This window comes from Psychromonas sp. Urea-02u-13 (genome assembly GCF_002835995.1).
Lineage (GTDB): Bacteria > Pseudomonadota > Gammaproteobacteria > Enterobacterales > Psychromonadaceae > Psychromonas.
The window spans coordinates 1-318 of record NZ_PJBZ01000308.1 but is presented as its reverse complement, the minus strand read 5'-3'; the positions used below and the strand labels follow the sequence as shown (position 1 = coordinate 318).

The window sequence follows — 318 nt, the reverse complement described above, 5'->3', positions numbered from 1 at the left end:
TTACGAGACCGTCAACTGAATGATAACGATTTAAGCTGGGCTGGAGTCTGGGCAGTAGACCCTGAAGTCACAAAAACATTCAGAGTCATAAACGAAGAATCGTATACAATCGCTGAAATGACCATACCTTATATTGATAATCCTTATACGGTACTTGAGCTTGTTGGGGTGCAGATGCATAAGGAACATATTTATTATCAAGATGCACTTATTAACCCTATTAGTGATCATGGTTGCTGCTCAAACGGCCCCCCTGGGCCAGGGTCTACTGGCTACAGCGGTGTTGATTACAATGTTAACTATAGAGAGTTTATCCCT

The 318-nt window shown here is 42.1% G+C and carries 1 protein-coding gene; it reads left to right on the top strand.

The genetic code is table 11. The features are described from left to right. A partial coding sequence (locus CXF74_RS21825; RefSeq protein ID WP_157822541.1) for a hypothetical protein occupies positions 1-318 on the top strand: 318 nt, incomplete at both ends.